At 34.3% G+C, this 24437-nt stretch carries 24 protein-coding genes and 1 tRNA gene; 20 read left to right on the forward strand and 5 right to left on the reverse strand.

The window, feature by feature from the left end; genetic code table 11:
• Window positions 1-77: 77 nt before the first annotated feature.
• From aldA to bcp, 12 genes are all read left to right on the forward strand, one after another.
• The gene (aldA, locus tag X925_RS05075; protein WP_103065330.1) at window positions 78-1526 is read left to right on the forward strand and encodes an aldehyde dehydrogenase; all 1449 of its coding nucleotides are present in this window, start codon (window positions 78-80) and stop codon (window positions 1524-1526) included.
• An 18-nt stretch (window positions 1527-1544) separates the two neighbouring features.
• Window positions 1545-2831: a nickel-dependent lactate racemase gene (gene larA, locus X925_RS05080; protein WP_103065331.1), complete on the forward strand. Its 1287-nt coding sequence runs from the start codon at window positions 1545-1547 to the stop codon at window positions 2829-2831.
• 274 nt (window positions 2832-3105) lie between these two features.
• The gene (iscB, locus tag X925_RS05085; protein ID WP_103065332.1) at window positions 3106-4401 is read left to right on the forward strand and encodes an RNA-guided endonuclease IscB; all 1296 of its coding nucleotides are present in this window, start codon (window positions 3106-3108) and stop codon (window positions 4399-4401) included.
• A 64-nt stretch (window positions 4402-4465) separates the two neighbouring features.
• The gene (locus X925_RS05090) at window positions 4466-5257 is read left to right on the forward strand and encodes an electron transfer flavoprotein subunit beta/FixA family protein (RefSeq protein WP_103065333.1); all 792 of its coding nucleotides are present in this window, start codon (window positions 4466-4468) and stop codon (window positions 5255-5257) included.
• Window positions 5254-6255, forward strand: coding sequence for an electron transfer flavoprotein subunit alpha/FixB family protein (locus X925_RS05095; RefSeq protein WP_103065334.1), 1002 nt, complete (start codon window positions 5254-5256; stop codon window positions 6253-6255). Before X925_RS05090 ends, X925_RS05095 begins: the two co-directional genes overlap by 4 nt.
• On the forward strand, window positions 6248-7666 hold the full coding sequence (locus X925_RS05100; RefSeq protein ID WP_103065335.1) for an FAD-binding oxidoreductase: 1419 nt from the start codon (window positions 6248-6250) through the stop codon (window positions 7664-7666). The genes X925_RS05095 and X925_RS05100 overlap by 8 nt, the downstream gene beginning before the upstream one ends.
• A 19-nt stretch (window positions 7667-7685) precedes the next feature.
• Entirely contained in the window at window positions 7686-9152 is a 1467-nt protein-coding gene (locus X925_RS05105; RefSeq protein WP_255408261.1) for a rhamnulokinase family protein, read from the forward strand.
• A gap of 183 nt (window positions 9153-9335) precedes the next feature.
• Window positions 9336-9959 carry a pyroglutamyl-peptidase I gene (locus X925_RS05110; protein WP_103065337.1) on the forward strand — a complete coding sequence of 208 codons (624 nt, stop codon included), beginning with the start codon at window positions 9336-9338 and terminating at the stop codon, window positions 9957-9959.
• A gap of 29 nt (window positions 9960-9988) precedes the next feature.
• Complete coding sequence (locus X925_RS05115; protein WP_103065338.1) at window positions 9989-10663, forward strand: 5-oxoproline transporter, DUF969 family subunit; 675 nt, start codon at window positions 9989-9991, stop codon at window positions 10661-10663.
• Complete coding sequence (locus tag X925_RS05120; protein ID WP_103065339.1) at window positions 10663-11595, forward strand: DUF979 domain-containing protein; 933 nt, start codon at window positions 10663-10665, stop codon at window positions 11593-11595. The genes X925_RS05115 and X925_RS05120 overlap by 1 nt, the downstream gene beginning before the upstream one ends.
• Before the next feature lie 206 nt (window positions 11596-11801).
• Window positions 11802-12437 carry a class II aldolase/adducin family protein gene (locus tag X925_RS05125; RefSeq protein WP_199171184.1) on the forward strand — a complete coding sequence of 212 codons (636 nt, stop codon included), beginning with the start codon at window positions 11802-11804 and terminating at the stop codon, window positions 12435-12437.
• A gap of 173 nt (window positions 12438-12610) precedes the next feature.
• Window positions 12611-13099 carry a thioredoxin-dependent thiol peroxidase gene (gene bcp, locus X925_RS05130; protein ID WP_103065340.1) on the forward strand — a complete coding sequence of 163 codons (489 nt, stop codon included), beginning with the start codon at window positions 12611-12613 and terminating at the stop codon, window positions 13097-13099.
• Window positions 13100-13141: 42 nt separating this feature from the next.
• Here bcp and X925_RS05135 read toward each other — a convergent pair whose 3' ends face one another.
• Window positions 13142-13633: a ferritin gene (locus X925_RS05135; protein ID WP_103065341.1), complete on the reverse strand. Its 492-nt coding sequence runs from the start codon at window positions 13631-13633 to the stop codon at window positions 13142-13144.
• Between the two features lie 286 nt (window positions 13634-13919).
• Between X925_RS05135 and X925_RS10425 the strand changes: the two genes are divergently transcribed.
• The 3 genes from X925_RS10425 to X925_RS05150 all read left to right on the forward strand — a co-directional run bounded on the left by X925_RS10425 (window position 13920) and on the right by X925_RS05150 (window position 18859).
• Window positions 13920-16232, forward strand: a complete 2313-nt coding sequence (locus X925_RS10425) for a methyl-accepting chemotaxis protein (protein ID WP_233186689.1) — start codon at window positions 13920-13922, stop codon at window positions 16230-16232.
• 131 nt (window positions 16233-16363) lie between these two features.
• Window positions 16364-17602, forward strand: coding sequence for an ABC transporter substrate-binding protein (locus X925_RS05145; RefSeq protein WP_103065342.1), 1239 nt, complete (start codon window positions 16364-16366; stop codon window positions 17600-17602).
• Window positions 17603-17647: 45 nt separating this feature from the next.
• Window positions 17648-18859 carry a 2,3-bisphosphoglycerate-independent phosphoglycerate mutase gene (locus X925_RS05150; RefSeq protein ID WP_103065343.1) on the forward strand — a complete coding sequence of 404 codons (1212 nt, stop codon included), beginning with the start codon at window positions 17648-17650 and terminating at the stop codon, window positions 18857-18859.
• 170 nt (window positions 18860-19029) lie between these two features.
• On the opposite strand, the gene X925_RS05155 is transcribed toward X925_RS05150, so the two are convergent.
• The 4 genes from X925_RS05155 to X925_RS05170 all read right to left on the reverse strand — a co-directional run bounded on the left by X925_RS05155 (window position 19030) and on the right by X925_RS05170 (window position 22330).
• Complete coding sequence (locus tag X925_RS05155; RefSeq protein ID WP_121959324.1) at window positions 19030-20094, reverse strand: YqeG family HAD IIIA-type phosphatase; 1065 nt, start codon at window positions 20092-20094, stop codon at window positions 19030-19032.
• Entirely contained in the window at window positions 20069-20323 is a 255-nt protein-coding gene (locus X925_RS05160; RefSeq protein WP_121514384.1) for a DUF4911 domain-containing protein, read from the reverse strand. The genes X925_RS05155 and X925_RS05160 overlap by 26 nt, the downstream gene beginning before the upstream one ends.
• A gap of 154 nt (window positions 20324-20477) precedes the next feature.
• On the reverse strand, window positions 20478-21764 hold the full coding sequence (locus X925_RS05165; RefSeq protein WP_121959325.1) for a PhoH family protein: 1287 nt from the start codon (window positions 21762-21764) through the stop codon (window positions 20478-20480).
• A 2-nt stretch (window positions 21765-21766) separates the two neighbouring features.
• Window positions 21767-22330, reverse strand: a complete 564-nt coding sequence (locus X925_RS05170; protein WP_121514411.1) for a PolC-type DNA polymerase III — start codon at window positions 22328-22330, stop codon at window positions 21767-21769.
• Between the two features lie 101 nt (window positions 22331-22431).
• On the opposite strand from X925_RS05170, the gene X925_RS05175 reads away from it, so the two are divergent.
• From X925_RS05175 to murI, 5 genes are all read left to right on the forward strand, one after another.
• Window positions 22432-22508 (forward strand) — tRNA-Arg (locus X925_RS05175).
• Window positions 22509-22571: 63 nt separating this feature from the next.
• Window positions 22572-22835 (forward strand): stage V sporulation protein S, encoded by a 264-nt coding sequence (locus tag X925_RS05180; protein WP_041534184.1) that lies wholly within the window; start codon window positions 22572-22574, stop codon window positions 22833-22835.
• A gap of 139 nt (window positions 22836-22974) precedes the next feature.
• Window positions 22975-23295: a hypothetical protein gene (locus X925_RS05185; protein ID WP_012208005.1), complete on the forward strand. Its 321-nt coding sequence runs from the start codon at window positions 22975-22977 to the stop codon at window positions 23293-23295.
• Window positions 23296-23329: 34 nt separating this feature from the next.
• Window positions 23330-23644: a cell division protein ZapA gene (gene zapA / locus X925_RS05190; RefSeq protein WP_012208006.1), complete on the forward strand. Its 315-nt coding sequence runs from the start codon at window positions 23330-23332 to the stop codon at window positions 23642-23644.
• A 14-nt stretch (window positions 23645-23658) separates the two neighbouring features.
• Window positions 23659-24426, forward strand: coding sequence for a glutamate racemase (murI, locus tag X925_RS05195; protein WP_158245422.1), 768 nt, complete (start codon window positions 23659-23661; stop codon window positions 24424-24426).
• Window positions 24427-24437 lie beyond the last annotated feature (11 nt).

Genomic DNA, 24437 nt, shown 5'->3' on the forward strand with positions numbered 1-24437 from the left:
CATTCATTGACATCATAGAAACAAAATGATTTTAAAAAAGTGTCACAAGGCGAAATTTTATAGAGGAGGTATTACAAATGAGAAGATACAAACTGTTTTTAAACGGTGAATTTGTAGAGTCAGTTTCTGGTAAAATGATAAAGGTAATAAATCCAGCCAACGAAGAAGTAATCTCCGAGGTTCCTGAAGCATCGGTTGAAGAAACTAAAAAAGCTATAGATGCAGCATATGAAGCTCAAAAGAAATGGGAAAAATTGCCAGCTATAGAAAGGGCAAAATATTTAAAAAAGATCGCAGATGGCATAAGAAAAAACGCTAAGATGTTAACAGAAATATTAATGGAAGAACAAGGTAAAATTAGAAGTTTAGCCGAAACTGAGATAAATTTCACTGCGGATTACATCGACTACATGGCTGAATGGGCTAGAAGAATTGAAGGAGAGATCATCCCAAGCGACAAACCAAATGAAAATATTTTCCTATATAAAGCGCCAATTGGTGTAGTTGCGGGGATACTTCCATGGAATTTTCCTTTTTTCCTAATTGCCAGAAAAATGGCCCCAGCGTTGATTACAGGAAATACTATAGTTGTAAAACCAAGTTCAGATACCCCCAACAACGCTTTTGAGTTCGCAAAAATAGTTGCAGAAAGTGGTTTACCAAAAGGTGTTTTCAATTTGATAACAGGTAGAGGCTCAGTTGTCGGTGAAGAGTTAGCTTCCAATCCAAAAGTTGGAATGGTAAGTTTTACAGGAAGTGTTGAAGCTGGTTCAAGAATAATGGCATTAGCTTCAAAAAACATTACAAAAGTATCTTTAGAGTTGGGAGGAAAAGCTCCTGCAATAGTTATGGATGATGCCAACCTAGACGATGCGGTAAAATATATAAAACAATCAAGGGTAATAAATACAGGACAAGTTTGCAACTGTGCCGAAAGGGTTTACGTGCATGAAAAGGTAGCAGATGAGTTTATTGAAAAAATGACTATAGCAATGGAAGACACAAAATACGGTGTTCCTTTAAAAGAAACCGATATAGAGATGGGACCCTTGATCAACAAGAACGCTCTTGAATCTGTTAAAGGATTTGTTAAAAGAGCCATAGATCAAGGAGCAAAATTGTTAACAGGAGGAGAAGACGATAAATTTGAAAAAGGATACTATTACAAAGCTACAGTTTTAGCCAATTGTACTCAAGATATGGAAATAATTCAAAAAGAAGTTTTTGGTCCAGTACTTCCCATTGTTACTTTCAAGGATCTTGATCAAGCCATTGAGTATGCAAACGACTGTGAGTATGGTTTAACATCGTCTATTTACACTCAGAACTTAGACGTTATGATGAGAGCGGCAAACGAAATAAAGTTTGGCGAGACTTATGTAAATAGAGAAAATTTTGAAGCCATGCAAGGTTTTCACGCTGGCTGGAGAAAATCTGGTATCGGTGGAGACGATGGAAAACATGGTGTAGAGGAATTTCTAAACACACATGTATTGTATATTCAATACAACACTAACAAGAAATAATTTTGAAGGTGTGAAAAAATGAGAGTTAAAATCCCATATGGTAAAGAAGTAAAAAAATTAGATTTAGATGAAAATTTAAATGTTTCTTTATTAAAAAAGTCGGAAGCTAAGGGCGTGTGGGGTGCTTTTGACATTGAGATGATGAAAGCGTTGAGTTCTCCTTTTGGCACCCCTTCTCTTTCAACCTTGGCTAAAAGGAAAAAAGACTGTTGCATAGTTATTTCGGATACCACAAGACCCGTACCAAATTCTCTTATTTTGCCCTATATAATCTATTCCGTGAGGTTAGGTGGTATTAAAAAGGAGAATATATCAATCCTAATCGCAAATGGTTCACATGAACCAGTCCCAGAAAGTATGTTTGAAGAATTAGTTGGTAAAGAAGTTTTGGATGAAAATATAAAAATAATTAATCACGATGCATACGATGATACTCAATTGAAAAAGATTGGGCAAACTTCTTCTGGTTGCCCCGCTATTGTGAATAAAAAATATTTAGAAGCGGACTTAAAGATCTGTACAGGTTTAATAGAACCCCATTTTATGGCAGGATATTCAGGGGGAAGAAAGTCAATCTGCCCAGGAATCGTTGGCATTGAAACCTTGAAAGTATTTCATGGTGTTCAGGCAATGGGAGATCCACATTCAAAAAGTTGTCAGCTAGAAAATAATCCTGTTGATAAAATCGCTAGAGAAGTGGCTTTGATGGCTGGCTGTGATTTCATAGTAAACGTTTCTTTAAACGGGAAAAATGAAGTGAATGGGATTTATGCAGGTGATATCTTTCAAGCTCACGAGATAGGTTGTAATATGGTAGCATATGATTCAATAGTGAAAATTGAAGAACCTGTGGATATAGTGATAACCTCAAATGGAGGATATCCTTTAGACCAGAACTTTTATCAAACCATTAAAGGTTTAGTTGAAGCTTCAGAGATTTTAAAACCTGATGGAGTAATAATAATGGCTTCTAAATGCGAAAATGGCATCGGGAAAAAAGAATTTAAAGAAATGCTTTTAGAAGTAAAAGAGAAGGGAATAAAAGAATTTTTAAAAAACCATGATTCGTCAGAAACTTTCAAAAGCGATCAATGGGAAGTCCAAAAGTTAACTCAAGTATTAGAGAAAACGAAAAACATTTTTATGTTGTCATCGTTAGATGAAGAAGAGTACAAGTATACTTTTTCAAATAAAATCAATAGTTTAGAAAAAGGATTAAAAAACGCTTTAAAATTAAAAGGGCACCGTGCCAAGATAGCGGTAATTCCTCAAGGGCCCTACGTTGTTGGAAAGATAAAAAATTGAAAAGGAGCCAAGTTTAGTCAACAACCCCCGTCTAAAGACGGAGGCGAAAAGCCTCGGAGTTGACCAGCCTAAGTTTGAAAACAGCTTAACGGCAAAGTTGGAAGACTACGTTATTCTGGTCATGACACCTTGGAATGCTGGAGCCAGTTCCATGCCCTGTCGTTCAACATTAAACAGGCATACGGGGTTGAAGCCAGTGTGTTGAACGCAAAAAGCCAGAATAACATTGGCGAGGCTCACTTTAACCCGAAAGGGATAACGGGAGGTAACTTCCATGGAAAAGAGATCTGTACAACGAGTTTTTGTGTTAGATAAAAACAAACAGCCACTTATGCCATGTCATCCTGCGAGGGCAAGAGAGTTACTGAAGAAAGGGAAAGCAGCAGTATTTCGTTACCATCCATTCACAATTATTCTGAAAGATCGTGAAGGTGGAGATACTCAACCTATACAGGTTAAAATCGATCCTGGCAGTAAGTATACTGGAGTTGCTTTAGTAGCAGATTTTAAACGTGGTAAGAAAGTTATTTGGGCATCTGTGATTTATCACAGAGGACATGTAATTAAAAAAAATTTAGATACTCGTAGAGGGGTAAGACGTTTTCGTAGAAATCGAAAAACAAGATACCGAAAGCCACGATTTTTGAATAGGAAGAGAAAGGAAGGTTGGTTGCCACCTAGTCTCATAAGTCGTGCAGAAAACATTCTTACATGGGTTAAACGTATTCGACGTTTTTCTCCAGTTACGAGTATTTCAATGGAGTTAGTCCGTTTTGATACTCAAAAGCTACAAAATCCAGAGATTAAGGGGGTAGAGTATCAACGAGGAACATTGTATGGATATGAAGTAAAAGAGTATCTCCTCGAAAAATGGGGTAGAAAATGTGCATATTGCGGTAAAGAAAATGTACCGTTAGAAATAGAACATATCGTACCAAAATCTAAAGGTGGAAGTGACAGAATAAGTAACCTAACATTAGCTTGCCACGAATGCAATCAGAAGAAAAATAATCAATCTATCGATGAGTTTCTAGCTAACAATCCTAAAAAATTGAACCAAATAAAGGCAAGAGCAAAGGGGCCCCTCAAAGATGTAGCATCAGTTAATGCTACACGTTGGTATCTGTTTAACCAGTTGAAGAAAGAAGGATTACCTATCGAAGTAGGAACTGGTGGACAGACAAAATACAATCGTGAGATGCAAAATTATTCCAAAAAACATTGGATAGATGCAGCTTGTGTAGGAGAAAGTGGTTATAACGTTCAACTCGAACCAGATATGCAAGTCTTAGAAATCACAGCGATGGGTCATGGAATGCGTAGAATATGTTTTGTAGATAAATATGGGTTTCCAAAGAGTTATCGCCCAAAAGAACGAACATATATGGGATACAAAACAGGCGACATAGTCTTAGCAAATGTACCAAAAGGGAAAAATAAAGGTATCCATATTGGGCGAATTGCAATACGACATAGGCCAAGCTTTTTATTAAATGGTGTTGGTGATGTACATCCAAAATATCTTACATTACTACAAAAGAATGACGGTTATGGATATCAAATATCTTAAAAGGAGGAGAGATTCTGCATTCCTCTCACCATTAAAATGGTGAGTCCCCTGCAGATTTTTTTTCATGGAAATATGCGTATTAGTCAAACAAGTACCTTCCACTGACAAAGTACAGATAGATGAGGAAACTGGAACAATGATAAGGAGTGAATTAGAATCCGAACTCAACCCATTGGACATGTACGCAGTCGAAGAAGCAGTGAGAATAAAAGAAAGCACACCACAAACTAAGATAACGGTAGTAACGATGGGGCCTTCTTCAGCAGAATACGCACTAAAAGAAGCAATATCCATGGGATGTGATGAAGGAGTATTACTAACAGATAGAAAGTTTGCCGGCGCTGACACATTAGCAACCGCTTATACACTGACTCAATATTTAAAAGACAAACATTACGACATAATATTCGCCGGTGAAAGGGCAACAGACGGGGAAACAGGTCAAGTAGGACCATCTGTTGGCACACAGTTAGATATTCCTATACTAACCTATGTCAACAAGATAATTAACATAACAAACGATACGATAATCGTTCAAAGGGCTATAGAAGGCGGAAATGAAATTATTCAAACCGAGTTACCAGCTTTAATAACAGTTGTAAAGGAAATAAACGAGCCAAGACTACCGAATTTAGAAAACAAACTAAAAGCTAAAAAAAGTATTATAAGAATAATGAGCAATCAAGAGTTGAAAATAGAGGAAGGAAAGTTAGGACTTAAAGGGTCTCCAACAAGGGTTGTAAAAGTATTTTATCCAAAGATATCAAGAAATGGTGAAAAGATGGTAGTAAAAACCCCAAAAGAAGCGGTAGAAAAAATAACAAACTTCCTAAAAGAAAAAGGCGTGATATCATGAACCAAGAATACAAAGGCGTATGGACGATAGCTGAGATAAATGAAGGAAAAATAGAAACAGTATCGTACGAATTACTATCATGGGGAAAAGACTTAGCCACAAAATTGAATGTTGAACTATCAAGTGTAGTAATATCAAACAAAGTGGAGAATTTAGATAGCCTTATTCAATATGGGGCTGACAACGTATACTATGTTGAAGATAAGAAACTAGAACATTTCTATCCTGATGTACACACAAACATACTCAAAAAAATGGTAGAAGATTTCAAACCTGAAATAATACTTGCATCTGCAACTACAAGGGGAAGAACTCTCATGCCCGCTCTTGCTGCAAAATTAAATACGGGCTTAACAGCTGATTGTACGGACTTTGAAATAGAAGAAAAAACAAGATCTCTGATACAAATAAGGCCTGCTATAGGTGGAAACGTGATGGCAAAGATAAAAACAATAACAAAACCACAGATGGCTACGGTAAGACCTAAATCGAAACTACCTTTAGCTAAAGACGAAAACAGGAAAGGGAAAATAACAAAAATAGAGTACGATGAAGAACTCTTTCGATCAAAATATAGATGGATAGAATTTAAAAAAGACGAATCCAGCATACAACCACTTCAGCAAGCTGATGTAATCGTATCAGGTGGTAAAGGTTTAAAAAAGCCTGAGAATTTCAAATACTTACAAAACATATCAAAGAAACTAAAAGGTGCAGTTGGGGCGACTAGGGCGGTAGTAGATATGGGGTGGATAGACTACTCTCACCAAGTGGGACTTTCCGGAAAAACGGTCAGCCCAAAACTGTACATAGCCATAGGAATATCTGGTGCGGTGCAACACATAGCTGGAATGTCGTCATCTAAATATATTATAGCGATAAACAAGGACCCAGAGGCACCGATTTTCAAGGTATCTGATCTTGGAATTGTATGTGATGCTTTGGATATACTGCCGTTGTTAGAAAAAGAAATAAAATCAGGTGATCAAAATGAGTGAATACAGAAAAGTAACTACCAATACCGTTGAAAAGTTGAGAAAAATATTAAAAAACGATGCACTGTTGATATACGATGATACCGAAAGTCTAAAAAGTTACTCAAACGATGAATCAGGTGGAGAGTATTACGCACACATGCCAGATGTTGTAGTAAAACCAGAAACCAAAGAGCAAATTTCCCAAATAATAAAACTGGCAAACGACGAAATGATCCCCATAACACCACGAGGAGCTGGCAGTGGATTGGCTGGTGCGGATATACCGATATTTGGAGGAATAGTAATATCCCTTGAGAGAATGAACAGAATAATAGAAATAGATTCAGAAAATTTAGTCGCTGTGGTTGAACCAGGGGTAGTCACGAACGATCTATGTAGAATTGTATCAGAAAAAGGATTATACTATGCAGGATATCCCATGAGTGTAGAAACAAGTTTCATTGGTGGCAACGTTGCTACCAATGCAGGTGGGAGTAAAGTGATAAAATATGGAAACACATCTCACCATATATTGGGATTAGAGGTAGTAATGCCTGACGGTGAGATAGTAGAATATGGGGGAAAAAGAAGAAAAGATTCGAGTGGTTACAACCTATTACAACTCTTTATAGGTTCAGAAGGAACGCTCGGAATATTCACAAAGATATACGTAAATCTTATACCCCAGCCAGGGAAAGTCGTTGACTTGCTGGTTCCCTTTGAAAGTGTTGAAAAAGCTATAAGCAATGTCGCTCCATTAATGGTCGAAACAAAGAGTTTGCCCTCAGGAATAGAATTCATAGACAAGAAATCCATTTACTATGCTTCAAAATACACTGGAATGAAATTACCCTACCAAGACGAGGTAGAATCTTATCTCATAGTTCAATACGAAGCAACGAGCTTGCAAGAGATTGAAGAATTGTACGAAAAAGGTGGCAAAGCATTACAAAAGAACGGAGCAAAAGACGTATTCATAGCAGATAACAGAAGTAACTCTGAAAAGATATGGCGTATGAGAAGGAACTGGTTGGAAAGTTTAAAAGCTGTAGATCCGTATGTACCAACTGGAGATGTCGTAGTACCAACATCGAAGATACCTGAAATGATGACATACATCAACGAAGTAGCCAACGAGTTTAACATAGATATTCCTGTGGCAGGACATGCAGCTGATGGTAACCTCCATCCTGCACCATTAAAACCAAAAAATCTTCCACCAAATGAATGGAAAACCTTATCGGAAGAGATACTTGGAAAAATAGCGATGAAAGCTGCCCAAATGGGTGGAGCCATAAGCGGGGAACATGGAGTAGGGTTCATAAAAAAGGAGTTACTAAAAAAGACAAAACCAAAACAGTACAAATGGATGCAAGAGGTAAAAGAAACGCTTGACCCTAATAACATTATGAACCCAGGGAAGTTATTCTAAAAAAATTTTCAAAGAAAAGGTGATAATTTTGAAATATCTACACTTAGCTATCGACCTCGGAGCGTCAGGTGGAAAAGTAATGGCAGGTAACATACAGAATGACAAACTTATCTTGAGTGAAGTAAACCGTTTTTCAAACTCCCCGGTTGAAATAAATGGAATATCTTATTGGAATATCTTGAATCTGTATGATCATATAATTGAGAGCATTCACATAGCTCAAAAAAATGATCAAAAGATACTGTCTTTAGGTATAGATAGTTGGGGAGTGGACTTCGGACTTTTAAACAAAAACGGTTATTTAATAAACAATCCAATTCATTACAGAAATATGTTTAAAACGAATACAATGCAAGAGACAATAGAAAAGGTTGGCAAGAAATGGATATATGAACACTCCCCAACACAGTTTCAACCGTTCAATACATTGTACCAAATATTAGCCTACCAAAAATATGCTCCAGATTTTGTCAAAATCTCAAAAGACCTATTGATGATCCCTTCGTTGCTAAATTATTTTTTAACAGGTGAAAAAGCTATTGATTTTACAATGGCTACAACTACTCAAATTTATAATCATAGAAAAAGAAAATGGGACGATGAAATAATGAAAAAGTTTGACATTCCTGATATATTACCTGAAATAGTACCTGCCGGTACAAAAATCGGTAAAATAAAAATAGATGTTTTAAATAACAATTCAAACATAGATGTAATTCTTCCAGCCAGTCACGACACAGGGTCCGCATATTCCGCAATTGCTTCAGACCCCTCAGATACCATGTTCATTAGCTTAGGAACATGGTGCTTGACTGGTGCCATTGTTAATGAGGTCCCCTACAACGAAGAACTCATGGAAAACAATTTAGCCGCAGAGGGTTGCTTGGATGGATCTTTTAGAATATTGGCAAACGTAACAGGAATGTGGTTAATCCAAGGTATTATAAAAAGTCTCAACTTGCCGGATAATAGCGATACTTATCAAAAAATTACAGAAATGGCACAGAACGCAAAACCATTTTCTTCTTATATCAATGTAGATGATCCTTCTTTACAAAACCCTCAAGACATGATACAGGCAATAATTCAACAATCTATAAAAGATAACGATACCGTTTTAAATGAAACATCTCAAGTTATAAGAACGGCGTTGGAAGGGATTGCCTTCAAAGTAAATGAAGTTAAAGAAAAACTATCAAAGATATTGGAAATCGAGTTTAAAAGGATCCATGTGGTAGGTGGAGGAACCAGAAATAAATTACTTTGTCAATTCATTGCGGATGCAACAGGACTAACTGTTTTAACTGGCCCTATTGAAGGAACAGCCGTAGGAAACTTAGTCTCTCAGTTATACGCCTTGGAACTTGTAAAAAACTTTGAGGAAGCACGGGACTTAATAAAAAGATCTTTCGAATTTCAATGTTTTGAGCCAAAAGAACATGATATCTGGAAAGAGGCTTTTATTTCTTTTCAAAAGAAAAAATGATATAATTAATACGAATAATGGGCGGACTCTTGTCCGCTTTTTGTATATGAAAGGAGTGGAAATTCCTTTATCCAAATGTCATGTGGGCTTACTGTGGGGTGGGGAGCAGGGTGAAGGGCCGCTAATCGATGTTTTAGAGTTGCAAAAGACAGTACGTAAAATTTAAAAAGGAGGTCATATTTTATGAAAGTATTAGTTACTGGTTTTGAACCTTTTGGGGGCGATAAAATAAATCCAACAGAAAAAATTATCGACTCCCTAACAAATGAAAAGTTTGAAGGAGTTTCAATAGTTACAAAGGTCCTACCTGTTGTGTTCAAAAAAGCCGATGAGATCTTAATAGAGTTGTTGGAGGAACATAAACCTGATATCTCAATTCACTTAGGATTAGCGGGTGGTAGGAGCAGTATAAGCTTGGAAAGAGTAGCTATAAATCTGATGGACGCTAGAATCCCCGATAATGAAAATTATCAACCAAAAGACGAACAATTAAGAAAAGATGGGGAAACAGCTTACCTTTCTAAACTACCTATAAAAGAAATAGTTAACGAATTAAGAAAGGAGAGAATCCCTTCTGTTGTTTCTAATACTGCCGGATTGTACGTCTGCAACGAAGTTATGTATTTAAGTTTGTATCACTCTGCAAAATTCGGATTTCCCATTAAGACAGGTTTTATTCACGTTCCTTATCTACCAGAACAAGTTGTTGAAAAATTTCTCACAAATGGTCAAAATATACCTTGCCTGCCGTTAGACTTACAGGTAAAAGCAGTGAAGATAGCAATTCAAAAAACTATAAAATTATAACTTTTATATTTTAAAAAGGGGGTCTAGAGATGACTTGGTTGCCTATTTTAGGGGTTTTAATCGTTGTTTTAGGTTTAGCTTTGGGAAGTAAATTCAACATTAATCCTCTTATATCTGTTCTTTTAGGTGGTTTTGTTTCTGGACTATTAGGTGGATTAAGTGTAGTGCAGATTCTTGAGGTAATTGGTTCATCTTTTATTGCTAATAGAACTATGATTCTATTTTTAATTATGTTACCTGCTATCGGGATCACCGAAAGACATGGTCTTATGGAACAAATGGGGCATTTAATATCTAAATTAAGAGCAGCTACTCCTGGAAGAATAGCTTATATCTACCAACTTATACGAGAGGTTTTTGTGGCAATAGGCATAAGAATAGGAGGACATGCAGCATTCGTAAGGCCTTTAATTTATCCGATGGCAAGAGGATCTATAGGAGAGGCTGAAATTAATGAGGATGATGAAGAACAAATAAAAGCCATGACAGCTGCCTCAGAAAATATAGGAAATTTCTTTGCACAAAACGTTTTTCCTGCCTCAGCTGGACTACTGTTAATTCAAGGAGTTATGGGTGAAATGGGCTTTGAGTTAAATTTAACTAGTTTAGCAAAAGCTGCCATTCCTATGGCTATAGTTGCAGCTATCTATGGATTTATTTACTTTATGATCCTAGATAGACGATTCAAAGGGGTGAGCAAATAATGAAAGAATTCTTCTCTTCCACAAATACATTAGAAATTTTCTATATTGTAATTGGATTGATTTTACTATATTACGCATATCTAACTTGGAAAGATGAAAAACACCAACAAAAGGTGGGAACTATGATTTTTTGGATAATATTAGCTATTTTATTTATTTTTGGGAAATGGTTACCCCCCGTCATTTCTGGTATTTTGGTTGTCGTAATCGCAATTGATGCAGGTATAGGAAAGATAGGAAAAGGTACCTACTTCAATACCTCAAAAGAATTTAAAGAAAAAAGAAGAAAACAACTTGGGAACAAATTATTAATTCCCATTCTAACTATTTCAGGTGTTGCGATTTTATTCGCTGTGGTTGGATGGAATCCTTTAATTGGTTTAGGATTTGGAAGTGTTATTGCATTAATATTAAATAGATTGTATATTCCAAGAGAAACATTTGATCATATATTAGACTCTGGACGATCAACTAGCGATGCAATTGGTTGGGCCCTGGTTCTTCCACCTTATTTAGGAGCATTGGGAGCCTTGTTCAATCAATCAGGAGTTGGGGAAATAATCGCTAGTTGGATAGAAATTATATTCCCAGTTCAGAATCTATTTTGGGCACTTTTTGCTTATGCATTTGGAATGGCTCTATTTACGATAATTATGGGAAACGCTTTTGCTGCATTTGCAGTTATCACTGCTGGAATAGGGATACCAATTGTAATCCAAATCCACGGGGCAGATCCATCAACAATAGCTGTTCTGGCTATGTCTGCAGGTTATTGCGGAACTTTAATGACACCTATGGCAGCTAATTTTAATATCGTTCCTGCGGCTCTTTTGGAAATGAAAGATAAGTATCGAGTTATTAAAATACAAATATCCATAGCTTTAGCATTGTGGGTAACTCATTTATTAGTAATGTATGTCATGGCTTTCTAAATAAACTTATCCATTCATTCCACAAACAGGAAATAAAAAACTTAAAGGGAAGCTAAAGCAGATTGTATGTAACTTAGAATGATGGGGGTATTTTAAAAATTTTTGGATTCTAGAAGCATTGTTAAAAGTAGGTTTCAAAGTTTCAGAGACAGTTGAAAAACTTATAAAAAGGGGGTCTAAAACTTTCTCAAGAAAGTTATTAAATAATGAATATTAAAAACAAAGTAGTGGAATTATGCAAAAAAATATCACAAGAGGGATTAGTGAAAGGAACCTGGGGAAATGTTTCATTAAAAGACGAAAACAAAATCTATATAACTCCATCAGGGTACCCATATGAAAAAATGGTCGATGAAGATGTTACAATAATAGATTTTGAGGGTAGAGTTCTTGAAGGATTCAGAGTACCTTCTTCGGAGTACAAACTTCATATAGCTATTTACAAAAACAGAAGCGACGTGAATTGCGTTTTACATACGCATCCTATATATTCATCCATAGTATCGATTGTTAAGGAGTTTATTCCACCCTTAATCGAAGATGGTATAATGATCTGTGGTGAAAAAATTAATGTAGCAAGATATGGAGAACCAGGGTCATGGGAGTTAGCTCACAATGCAGTAAAAGCTCTAGGAACAAATAACGCAGTAATATTAAAAAATCATGGTTTAGTCACTGTGGGAGCAAACGAGACAGAAGCATTGACAGCTTCAATAGTTGCTGAAAAAACAGCTCAAATTTATATTGAAGCCCTAAAAATTGGTAATATTTCTATCCTGCCAGAAGAAGAAGCTATAAAATTGAGGAATAAGTATCTCTCTTCGTATAGACAAAAAGGCTGATTTTATTTTTGCCCTTAAAACAATGGTTTGAGGAAAATCTCTGAGTTTCTTAAGACATTAAAATTTTTACAAATTTCGGACATTTAGAACTCAATTTTTTACACTCAAATTATTATTTTTAAATTAGAAACAAACGTTGTGGATTCGCCTTTTAAAAAAGGAGGATGCTTAAAATGAAATATCTTAATTTTGGAATAGGCGATAAAATACCAGAGTTTTCACTCAAAGATTCTGACGGTCATCAGATTAATAGCAGGGATTTTATCGGAAACTGGCTTGTACTCTATTTCTATCCACGGGATAACACTCCTGGTTGTACTAAAGAAGCAGTTGATTTTTCAAACTACTTAGAGGATTTCAAAAAATATAATTGCCAAATAGTGGGAGTGAGTGCCGATACTGTAGAAAAACATTCAAACTTTAAAGAAAAACATAATTTAAAAGTGATTTTACTAAGTGACCCCGAACATTCCGTTCTTGAAAAATTCGGCGTCTGGCAACTTAAGAAGAATTACGGTAAAGAAAATTGGGGAGTTGTTAGATCAACAATTCTGATAGATCCAAATGGAACAATTAAAAAAGTATGGGAAAATGTAAAAGTAAAAGATCATGTTTTAGATGTACTGGAAAGCTTAAAAAACCTATCAAATAAAAGGGAGTAAACTCCCTTTTATTTATAACAGTCTATATTTTATTAAATTATTTCATTGCCTACTACCAAGTTGACTATTGAATATGAACAAAGCTGTTTTGTTTTCACCAATCATTTTCAAGGTATCTACAATCTTCTTTGTATTAGCTTCTTCTTCTATTTGTTCGTTTACAAACCATTGTAGAAAACTTTGAGTTGCATGATCGTTTAATTCTATGGCTAAATCAACCAACTTGTCGATAGATTGTGTAACTGAAAGTTCATGTTCATATGCATCATTAAAAGCTTCTAAGGGGCTTCCCCATCCTTTCTTCGGCTTTTCGATACTACCTAATTCTACTACACCATCTTTGTCGTAAATATAGTCATACAACTTATGGGCATGAGTAAGCTCTTCTTTTGCTTGTACTTTCATCCAATTAGCAAATCCTTCTAAATTGATTGAATCAAAATATGCTGCCATCGAATAATAGAGGTACGCAGAAAAAATTTCTTTGTTTATTTGTTCGTTAAGGGCATTCAACATCTTATCTTCTAATTTCATATGCTTATTCCTCCTCGTGATTTTAAGTATGCTTTCTTTAGAAACTCTAAAACTTTCTTCAAAACATACAATTGGCCTTATAATCCTTTTACAATCAAAATCATATTTTTAAAGTTTAGTCATTCCAAAATTTTCTATACTTAGTTAATTATAACTTATAATTTTTTCATTTATCAAAACATTGTATTAAATAAGCAATAAAATTCTTTTTTATCAGTTTAGTTTACTATTTTCTTTTGATATGGTATAATTTTGAAGAAAACGCTTCCACGAAGGGGGAATCCATGTGAAAAAATTGGACTTATCTAAAGTTCATTGGTTTAACAAATTCGGTAACAAGATAGGAATTATGTTGATTCTTTTCGCTCTCATACCAAGTGTATTTTTTGTAATATACATTACCAATGCTATTCAAAAAAGTTCTGAACAAAACGAGGCACAAGTATCTGCCTTGATTGAGTCTTTAAATCAGGATTATTTAGATCAAATTAATAAATATAACTCTTTAATTCAAGAACAACTAAACCAATACAACGATTATTTAACAAATCAAATAGACACCATAGAGGCACAATTTTCCGAACAGTTAGAAAAAAATTATACAGATTCTTTTGATAATTCTTTAGAAACCTTAAGTCACGTTTTCATTAATTTTATAGATACTGAAAAAAATTCACTTGAGAAATCAGGAAAAATGATAGCTTCTATTCCAAGTATTCAAGAGAAAATCGCTTCAAAATCTATTTCTTTGATTGAAAGATACAGTTTACTTGAACCTTACGTAACATCCCAGCAATACAACGGGATGCAACTTTGGATTATGAACACTCCTGATACGCGTGGCAGTGGTTTGGAAATTACTTCAAGAAATACATCGTATAAAGTACAAAAAAAGGCTGAAACCTATTTAAAAGGATATGAATATACAAAAGATTTGAATATCGAAGACTTTTTAAATAACCAATTTAAAAAAATCCTAGACATTGGTTATATGACTCCGGTTATAGAAACTAAGTCATTCAATTCTACACCTTATTTTATCGGAATTTTTCCAGTAGTCGATCCTATCGCTACAAACACGGTAAATGGGTTTCTAGTGGTCTTAGAAGAATTTGACAATCAAAAATTGTTGGAAATATCGAAACTTCTAGACGCATACATAACTTTATTCAATAAAGATTTCAACGTTCTTTATTCAAATTTACCAGAAGAGGAAGTTTCTTTAAATGAAAGTAAATTAAATGAACAATTTATCAGTGAAGAAATAATCAATAAACCTTTGAGAAGTTTTTATTTCCAAACAGATGAATTCGATGGCATATACCTTCAAATTGCAAAAGAATTCCAAACATTAGAGACATCAATCAATATTCCTTTACAAACATCTTTTGAACTACCTTCATTAACCCCGAAACAAATAAATTTTGAATTAGATTTAGGCTTGAATAAAATCATCAGAAACGTTACGTTTATATTGTTAATTCTAATCATTATCATTATTGCTGTTTCTTACTTGTTTAGAAAACAATTCGGAAACAGAATTGAACGATTAACAAATACTGTTGAAAAGCTTTCAGAAGGAGACCTAACGGTAAACTTTGAAAGCAAAAGCAAAGACGAAATAGGGCAGATGGCTAACGCTCTATCAGAAATGAGTAAAGAACTAAGAAGATCTATGGGCTCAATAATGCAAGCATCAAACAAAGTAGAAAATGCATCAGAAAGTCTAACGCAATCATCACAAGAAAGTAGAAAGAGCTCAGAAGAACTCAAAAACCAGATGGACAAGATACAAACAAATGCAGAAGAAACGGCAGGAAACGTAGAAGAAGTAACCTCAGGGGTAGACGAAGTAGCAAGGGCAGCACAAGGAGTATCCCAAGACGCACAAAGGTTAAGTGAAGAAGCAGATGAAACAAGTAAAGCTGCAGAAGAAGGAAGCAAAACGATAGAAAGTATAAGTCAAGCGGTGAAAGAAGCGGTAGAAAGGACAAAAGAAAGTCAAAAAGAAGTAGAAACACTTGCAAGCAACGCCAAGAACGTACAAAGTATAGTAGAAACGATAAACTCGATAACGGAACAAACGAACCTGTTGGCACTAAACGCAGCGATAGAAGCAGCAAGGGCAGGAGAAGCAGGAAGAGGCTTTGCAGTAGTAGCGGATGAGATAAGGAAGTTAGCAGAAGAATCAAGAAATGCAACGGATGAAATATCCCAGATACTAACCAACATAACGCAAGGAACGAACAAAGTAAACGAATCGACGAACAAGGTAGTAGGAACGATAGGAGAAATAAACGAAAAGATGGTGAATGTACAACAAAGTTTCAACAGGATAAAAGAAAGGATAGAAAGGATGAACCAAGGGATAGAAAACATGACTGCAAGTGCAGAAGAACAAAGTGCAAGTGCACAAGAGATGAGCACAGCGATGGACAGGGTAGCGAAAGCGGTAACAGAAATAAGTGAACAACTAGAAAGATCAAGAAGTGTAATAGACGAACAAGTAAACCAAGCTGTAGGAATAAACGAAGAAGCAAAAGAGTTGAGTGAATTAGCCACAGAGTTAAAAGGGTTGGTTGAAAGTTTTAAAATATAAAAATTTTTTTCAAAACAAGGCAGACCAAACAGTCTGCCTTTTATAATTGACAAATGAACTTTACCTTAAAAAACAATTGATATTTTTATGATATAATTTAATTAATACAGAAATACAAGGGGGTGTGTAAAATGAAGAAGAAATTTTTTATTTTCATTATCACATCTTTATTTATCAACTTGTTTGCTGTTCAAATAACTATAGCGGTCGAATCAATTGAAGATCAAATCCAATTACTAAACTCCCAAATAGAGAATTTTGAAAAACAAAATCCAGATATTGACGTTGAAATTTATTTGATTCCTAGCTACCCAGGTTCAACTTACAAATTTTACGGGACATTTGTAGTCACCAACGCAAAAGAACCTACGATCTTATCTCTCGATATGGAATGGATAAATGAATTTTCTCCATTTCTTGTAAGCTTAAATCAAGATGCCGAATATTTTGACTTAAACAATCTTGTTCCACAAACCATAGAAATGGTAACAATTAACAGCGAAATAAAAGCAATTCCTTATTACGTTGAAACTGGCGTTTTGTATTATCGAAAAGATTTATTAGAAAAATATGGATACGAAGTACCGAAAACTTGGGATGAATTGATTACAATCGCAAAGGATATTTCTCAAAAAGAGGGAATAGAAGGTTTTGTTTGGCCAGGTGCTAGATACGAGGAACTCACAACTTTTTTCCTTGAAATTTTATATTCTAATGGAGGCAAGATATTCGAAGGTGATAACTTTGTTCTAGAACAGCAAGAAAATAAAGAAAAGGCTTTAGAAAGCTTAAAAATCTTAAATAACATTATATCTGAAGAAATTAGTCCAAAAGGCATAACAACGTACAGAGAAGAAGAATGCAGAAATATATTCCAAAGTGGCGAGGCTGTTTTCATGAGGAATTTGAGTTATGCTTGGCATTTATTAAATAGCGAAGGTTCTGCTGTTAATGGAAAGGTGGGGATTGCCCCTATTCCAAAAACTGAATTTACTAATCAACATGTATTTGTGCTTAAAGGAAAAGCTTTGGCAATTAACCCTAATGCTTCTGATGAAGAAAGAGAAGCTGCGAAAAAATTTATAAAATATTTGATTTCCAAAGAAAATCAAATACAAAGATTGACACAATTAAACTTTTTACCAACTGATTTAGAAGTCTTCAACGAACCAATTATTTCAGAAGTAGACCCAAATTTATTGAATTTTAGATCTTCCTTAGAAAATTTAGTGTTGAAACCAAAATCGCCTATATACACAGAAATTTCGTTTCCTATACAAAATAATGTTTACGATGTCTTAACAGGAAGAATTACCGTTGAAAGAGCTTTAAAGAACATTATATCGGAAATAAAATTTTTACTACGTTAAAGGATTAAATAAGTTATAAAAATTAATTCCGGAGGTGTAATATTCGTGACTAGTGTTGATAGGCAACAAATTATAAAAGATTTAGTAGTTAAGACAGATTCTAAAATCGTATTACTCGTCATGGATGGATTAGGAGATCTACCAAAAGACGGTAAAACACCACTACAAGCTGCATACAAACCCAACATGGATGCTTTAGCCAAAGAAAGTGACTTGGGACAAAGTTTACCTGTTTTACAGGGCATTACCCCTGGTAGCGGGCCTGGACATCTTTCACTTTTCGGCTATGACTCCCTAAAGTATGATATAGGAAGAGGTATATTAGAAGCTCTCGGACTAGGAATAAGAGTAGATAAAAAGGATGTTGTCGCAAGAGGAAATTTTGCTACAATAAAAGATGGAATAATAGTCGATAGAAGGGCAGGGAGACCTTCTAGTGAAGAATCAAAGAAAATCGTAGAAATCCTCTCCCAAAATATTAAAAAAATAGAAGATGTTGATATTACTTTCTATCCTGGAAAAGAACATAGATTTGTCGTCAAGTTTACAGGGGAAGGCTTATTTGATGAGGTAACCGATGCTGATCCACAAAGAGAAGGTCAACCAATGGAATGGGCCAAGGCAACGAATCCTGATTCTGAAAAAATGGCTAATATAGTCAACAAATTGATAAGAGAGATAGGGGAAGTGTTGAAGGATCAACCAAAAATGAATTTTGCACTATTACGAGGATTTTCCAAACATCCTCTACTGCCATCTTTTGAAGAAAATTATAAACTAAAAGCCGCTGCTATAGCTACATACCCTATGTATAAAGGGCTTGCAAAATTAGTTGGAATGGACGTTTTAGAAGCTGGTCAAACAACAGAAGATGAGGTCGAAACATTGAAAAAAGTATGGAATGAATATGATTTCTTCTACTTTCATGTGAAAAAGACTGACTCTTATGGTGAAGACGGTAATTTTGAGGAAAAAGTGAAGGTAATAGAGGATACCGATCAAGCCGTAAAAGAAATTTTAAGCCTCAATCCAGATGTTTTAATTATAACCGGAGATCATTCCACTCCTGCTTTACTAAAAGCACACAGTTGGCATCCTGTCCCAGTCTTGCTTTATTCAAAATATGTAAGAAAAGGACTGTCTGTATCTTTTGATGAATATGAATGCGCAAAGGGGACCCTTGGAACGATATCAGCATTGGATATTATGCCGTTAGCTTTGGCAAATGCTTTAAAACTAGAAAAGTACGGAGCTTAATCAAAGCGGGCCATATGGCCCGCTTCTTAAATTGTATTTGAAGTATCAAAAGCAAATTGATTACATGGTCCTCCAATTTGAAATAGTCCTCAAGGCCTTTAAAGGCAATTATTTTAAAAATTCTTTGTTTTTCTCAATATTTATATTTTCTTTTTCATATTTCAAAACAACTATTCGTTCTTTACCAAGGTGGGTTTTTTTCTTATCCATTTCAATGCTATTCTTTCAAAAAACCTCATAAAACGAGTCCATAATCCTTCTTTTTTAGACAAAGGTTTAACTTTTATCGTGTAAAAACCTAAAGCATTCCCTAAAGCAACATCCGTGAAAAGTTGATCCCCAATCACTACGCCTTCCCCAGGTTTGTAACCATGAAACTTTATTTTTTTTCTGATTTTAAACCTTAATGGCTTCATTGCAGAAGCCAATAAATCTATGCCCAAATCACTTAATTGAGCATCTAAATTCATAAAACGCTTTTTTGAACTATTACTTGCTATTAATATATAGAATCCGAGATCTTTTAATTTTAAAAAAAGATCGATGACTTCTGGTTGTAAATAATCACTATGCCATTCGCTGAGAGTGTTATCGAAATCAAAAACTAAAATTTTATACCCCTTCTCTTTTAGGTGCTGGTAATCAATATCAAATACACTTTTTTTAAATTCATTTGGACCTACTAAATCAATTGCTCTAAAAAACCAACCTATAGTATAAAAAAATACATTGTAAGCAAATTTTGTGAATCCAGCCATAAATTGCTTAAACTTATTTTCGAGTCCATAGGTATAAGGATTTATCAAAATTGTATACAATCCCAGACGATTTCCTACGCTAATATCCGTGATAAAAAGATCACCTATAATAACAGTTTCTGATTCTTTGGAACCGAGTTCTTCTAAAACAGATTTTAATTTTTTAGTATTAGGTTTTTTCATACTTGTATATACTTTTACCTTACCCATAGTCAGTTTTTCAATAATTTTTACTTTTTCTCTTTTGGAATTTGTAACTATTGCCACTTTAAAACCATCGTTTATTAATTTGTTTAAAAGGTTTAATGTTTTATCAGGAATATTGTCATCTCTCCATACAGTAATAGTAAAATCATAATCCATAAGAATAGTATTGAAACCAAGTTTTTTTAATTTTTCATAATCAATAGAGTATATATCAGGACTATATTCTCTAGGTATTGGAATGTACTTAAATAATCCCATTGTGCGGTTCAATACTTACAACCTCCACTTTTATGTCGGAATTTTTCAAAGAGTTGAGTAAAGTTAATGCTTCATCAACCAAGCCTGCTGGTACTATTATTTTAAAATACCCATTCTCTTGTTTTTTTCTAACGTTCATTATGTGTGCTTCAGCTTCGACCAGATAAATTAAAAGGTGAATATCTTCTTTTGCAATGTCTATGTAGATATCGTATTCAAGATGCAATTTTTCTTTCTTCATTAACTTATTTTTCCTCCTAGTTATTTATTTTTTTGGCTTCTTTAGAACTTCTAATACTTACTTTAGCGCCCCTTCGCCCCGCAGCCCACCCTAAAGGAAAAAAGAGTTTTATCCCTTTGCCTCGCTCCCCACCCATCTTTCCCCCATCCATCTCTTACAAAATTTCAGAAGACACTGTTGCTAATTCTGACCTTTCACCTTTTTTCATTGTAATATTAGCTGATAAAGGGTTATCTTTAAATTTTGAAGCTGTATAGACTAAGCCGTTAGATGAACTGTCCAAATACGGGTTATCTATTTGATATGGATCTCCCGTTAATACAATCTTTGTGCCTTCTCCAACCCGGGTCAAAATAGTTTTTACTTCAGCAGGAGTTAAATTTTGGGCTTCGTCAACTATCATGTATTGGTTTGGGATTGTTCTTCCTCTTATATATGAAAGTACCTCTATCTCCAATAAATCTTTCTTAGTTAGGTATTCTTCTGGTTTCTTCCCGCTACCTTTGAATAACAAATCTAAATTATCATATATAGGTTGTAACCAGGGTCGCATTTTTTCTTCTATATCTCCGGGTATATAACCAATATCTTTCCCCATCGGTATAACAGGCTTTGAAACCAAGAGCTTATTGTATAATTTTTCAACTTGCACACAATATAAGCCTGCTGCTAACGCTAGTAACGTCTTACCCGTCCCAGCCTTACCAACTAGCGTCACAAAAGGTATGTCAGGGTTTAAAAGTGCATCCAAGGAAAAAACTTGTTCTACGTTTCTAGGTTTTATTCCAAAAATTTCGCTTTCAAAATCTATCAAAATTGATTGAAACTTCTTTGACTTAGAATCATATCTTAAAAATAAATCTCCATAATTAAGATATGTATTTGGAAAGGGTTCTTCTTTGAACCCTAATTCTGAAAAATCGTATTCATCCTTCTCTTCAATCTCTTTCTCTGGGTTTTCTATCGTATAATACCCATCAGGCAGAAGTTTTATGTCTATTTTATCAGTCAAATAATCTTGACTTTCTAATCCTAACGCATCAGCCTTGATCCTCAGATTTAAATCTTTACTTACAATTATCGTTGGTAAGTTGTCTGTTCTTTTTAAAAACATGGCGTAATATAATATGAAATCATCTTTTGATTCCCCAAGGTAAGTAGGGATTTTATGTTTTTCATCATTTTTTTCCAGTGCCAAGATCTTCAATGTTCCTCCACTGGGCAATTTTATCCCTTTATGTAATGGCGTCCCATTTCTAAAACTATCTAAAATTCTATTGACCTCTCTGGCAGATTTAGCCACTTTATCACTTCTTGTTTTTAACTTATCTATTTCTTCTATTACTGGAAATGGGATCAAAACATTGTTATCCTGAAAGTTGAGAATACTGTTAGGATCATGAATCAAAACATTTGTATCGATAATAAAGTTCTTAATCAAAATCAATCACCCCATTTTTTAATAAAATTGGTTATTGCTTCGAATGAAAAAAGTTTTATATATTTTTGGAAAAGTTTAGCTGTAGATAATGCATCATCCCAAGCTCTATGAAATTGCTTTATGCCTAAATTGAACTTTTTCGAAAGAAATTCAAGATTGTACGGGCCTTTATCAAAATAGTATTTTGAAATCTCGAGGGTGTCAATATAGTAATTATCAATTGAAAACATCCCACTTTCTTTTGCAGCAATATCTAGAAACCTCAGATCCATTTTTACGTTATGTGATACAATTATAGAATCATCAATATACTCTTTAAATCTTGGGAAAACTTCTGATAAGGATGGAGCGTTAGAAATATCTTGATTATTTAATTTATGAAATTTAGATACCTCTCCAGGTATGAATATATTTGGATTTACCAAGGTATGAAATGCATATTTGAAATTAATTTTTTTATCGTATATGGGGATCGCTGCTATTTCTATAATCCGATCTCCTAACTCAGGGTTCAAACCGGTTGTTTCAAAATCTAAAGCTAAAAAAACTTTATCTTTAACTTTCATCACAATCTTTACCTCCACGAATAAATTATATCATATGATTTAAAAAATTTTTGGTCTTGATTTAAATAGTCATTTTAAGGTATAATTATCATTAGTGATGAGCGTCTGTAGCTCAACTGGATAGAGCGTCGGACTTCGGATCCGAAGGTTGTGGGTTCAAATCCCACCAGATGCGCCATATGCTCTATATAAGTCAAAATTACAAACAAAACATTACAGGGAGGTATCATTCATGGCAGAAATGGAAGTACTAAAAGTAGCTGCTAATTCAAATCCTGTTGCTGTTGCCGGTGCTTTAGCTGCTATCATTAGAGATAAAGGAAGCGCTGAGTTACAGGCTATAGGAGCCGGCGCAGTTAATCAAGCTGTTAAAGCTATAGCAATAGCCAGGGGGTACGTAGCTCCGAGCGGAATCGATTTAGTTTGTGTTCCAGCGTTTTCAGATGTTGAAATTGAAGGGGAAGAGAGAACGGCAATTAAATTTTTGGTTAAAGCAAGAGACTAAAAGAGGCTATGCCTCTTTTAGTTTTTTTAGTTTTAGAATTAAAAAATATGCGTATTTTTAGTTTTTTTTCATCTAGCTGTGTTATAATTGCTTTAGTTTCACTTCAACAAATTATTTTAATAAAGGGGGAATGTACAAAATGGACGTTTTGAAGGAACTGGAAAATATGTTAGAAACGTTGGCCGACAAATACAACGAACTAAAAAAAGAAAAAAACGATCTTCAAACTCAGTACGATGAATTGTTCAGCGAATACGAAAAAATAAACAACGAAAAAGAAGAGATGGGACGTGAATTGGAAGAATTAAGAAGAAAGAATGATGAAATTGAAAACCATCTAAACCAGTTAAAAAGTTCACTTATATCAAGATTAGGAGATGAGTTTAGAACTGGAGAATTTGATAATCCGGCATCTTCAAATACTTCATTCCAAGATGAACCGGATCAAAATCGTTATTAATTGATTCATTAAAATCATTTAAGGATGAAAAATCATGAAGAATTATCGCTCAATTGAAGTAAAAATCTTAGGAAAAGATTATAAATATAAAGTGGACGAACCCGAGGATGTTATAAAAGAAATTTTAGAAAACATAAAATCGGAAGTTGAAACCTATGCAAAAAAAATCGGTGGAGAAGAAGTGGATTATATCTTTCTCCTATTACTTCTAAATGAAAGATTAAACAGTATAAGAACGAAACAAGAAATCAAACAAATGGTTGATAAGTTCAGTGATATGTTGAATACCGCACTTAAAAGCAATGATGAAGGTAGCGATGAACAAAGTAAAAGTATTCAATGGGGGTAAGATATTTTCCAATTATGAAAATAGGACTTTTTGATTCAGGAATAGGTGGTTTAACGGTTTTAAAAAAAGTGATAGAAAATTTTGGTAATCATGAGTATTTTTATTTAGCTGATAATTTAAATGTACCTTATGGTTCAAAGCCTATTCCTTTTTTAAGAGAAAATTTAAAAAACATACTTTCTTTTTTTCAAAAGATGAAAGTTGATTTTCTAATTTCTGCATGTAATACAACAGATTCCATTGTAAAAAAAACCAATTTCGACACGAAAAATTATAACTTCACATATGTAAGTATAATTGACAACGCTATAAAAACAATAGAAAGAAACGATACTGTTCTTTTGTTAGCCACCGAGAACACCATTAATTTGGGGGCTTATAAGGAAGCTCTTATAAGCAAAAAAATAACCAATCTCGAAGAAAAGGCATGCCCATTGTTCGTTCCACTTATAGAAGAAGGTTATTGGGATGGACAGATGGCAGAGTCAGTTTTGAGATTTTATTTACAAGATTCCAAATCTAAGTACCACAAAGTAATATTAGGATGCACCCATTATCCAATTTTAGAAAAGCAAATTAGAAAATACACAAATTCTTCCATCGTTGATCCTGCAGATGGGGTTGTTGATTTTTTAAAAAATGAGATCAAATTAGAGAGAATAGATGGGAAAATTAAAGTAAATTTTTTAGTTACTGGCAACCTAGAAAAATTCAAATTTCTTTCCAAAGTTTTTATGAAAGACGTAAAGTATCACCCTATTTTTAAAAAAATCGTATTATAAACTATATAAAA

The sequence above is a fragment of the Petrotoga sp. 9T1HF07.CasAA.8.2 genome, from assembly GCF_002895585.1.
Taxonomy (GTDB): Bacteria; Thermotogota; Thermotogae; order Petrotogales; family Petrotogaceae; genus Petrotoga; species Petrotoga mobilis.

Coding starts and splice junctions, on each gene's coding strand:
- X925_RS05090 (WP_103065333.1), top strand. CDS start 4,466: ATGGAAATATGCGTATTAGTCAAACAAGTACCTTCCACTGACAAAGTA.
- X925_RS05160 (WP_121514384.1), bottom strand. CDS start 20,323: ATGAAGAAAGAAAAATTGCATCTTGAATACGATATCTACATAGACATT.
- X925_RS05145 (WP_103065342.1), top strand. CDS start 16,364: ATGAAGAAGAAATTTTTTATTTTCATTATCACATCTTTATTTATCAAC.
- X925_RS05100 (WP_103065335.1), top strand. CDS start 6,248: ATGAGTGAATACAGAAAAGTAACTACCAATACCGTTGAAAAGTTGAGA.
- X925_RS05170 (WP_121514411.1), bottom strand. CDS start 22,330: ATGAAAGTTAAAGATAAAGTTTTTTTAGCTTTAGATTTTGAAACAACC.
- aldA (WP_103065330.1), top strand. CDS start 78: ATGAGAAGATACAAACTGTTTTTAAACGGTGAATTTGTAGAGTCAGTT.
- X925_RS05185 (WP_012208005.1), top strand. CDS start 22,975: ATGGACGTTTTGAAGGAACTGGAAAATATGTTAGAAACGTTGGCCGAC.
- X925_RS05115 (WP_103065338.1), top strand. CDS start 9,989: ATGACTTGGTTGCCTATTTTAGGGGTTTTAATCGTTGTTTTAGGTTTA.
- bcp (WP_103065340.1), top strand. CDS start 12,611: ATGAAATATCTTAATTTTGGAATAGGCGATAAAATACCAGAGTTTTCA.
- X925_RS05120 (WP_103065339.1), top strand. CDS start 10,663: ATGAAAGAATTCTTCTCTTCCACAAATACATTAGAAATTTTCTATATT.
- zapA (WP_012208006.1), top strand. CDS start 23,330: ATGAAGAATTATCGCTCAATTGAAGTAAAAATCTTAGGAAAAGATTAT.
- larA (WP_103065331.1), top strand. CDS start 1,545: ATGAGAGTTAAAATCCCATATGGTAAAGAAGTAAAAAAATTAGATTTA.
- X925_RS05110 (WP_103065337.1), top strand. CDS start 9,336: ATGAAAGTATTAGTTACTGGTTTTGAACCTTTTGGGGGCGATAAAATA.
- X925_RS05095 (WP_103065334.1), top strand. CDS start 5,254: ATGAACCAAGAATACAAAGGCGTATGGACGATAGCTGAGATAAATGAA.
- X925_RS05135 (WP_103065341.1), bottom strand. CDS start 13,633: ATGAAATTAGAAGATAAGATGTTGAATGCCCTTAACGAACAAATAAAC.
- murI (WP_158245422.1), top strand. CDS start 23,659: ATGAAAATAGGACTTTTTGATTCAGGAATAGGTGGTTTAACGGTTTTA.
- X925_RS05180 (WP_041534184.1), top strand. CDS start 22,572: ATGGAAGTACTAAAAGTAGCTGCTAATTCAAATCCTGTTGCTGTTGCC.
- X925_RS05125 (WP_199171184.1), top strand. CDS start 11,802: ATGAATATTAAAAACAAAGTAGTGGAATTATGCAAAAAAATATCACAA.
- iscB (WP_103065332.1), top strand. CDS start 3,106: ATGGAAAAGAGATCTGTACAACGAGTTTTTGTGTTAGATAAAAACAAA.